The 228-nt window shown below is 60.1% G+C and carries 1 protein-coding gene; it reads right to left on the minus strand.

Annotation, left to right across the window (positions count from 1 at the left end; all coding sequences use genetic code 11):
• Positions 1-228 (minus strand): glycoside hydrolase family 38 N-terminal domain-containing protein (locus tag KVT38_RS34540; RefSeq protein WP_217598177.1); only part of this gene is annotated, 228 nt, incomplete at both ends.

Raw genomic sequence — 228 nt, forward strand, 5'->3', positions numbered from 1 at the left:
CCTCGGATGGCCGAAGGAGTGGGAGTTGCTCGCGGCCGTCGGTGCCTGTCCGAACTTTTCCTTGAAATACTGCTTGCCGAGCAGAATCTGCCTGACGAGCGATTCGCCCGTCGGCATGTTGCAATCCGGCTGCAGGTACCAGCCGCCCATGATCTGCCTTTTGCCGTGCTGGACGAGGCGCTGGGTCTCTGCGTACGGTCTTGGCTCGTTTCCCTCGTTTCTCTTGTA

Origin of the sequence: Cohnella sp. GbtcB17 (assembly GCF_019091135.1) — a bacterium.
Taxonomy (GTDB): domain Bacteria; phylum Bacillota; class Bacilli; order Paenibacillales; family Paenibacillaceae; genus Cohnella.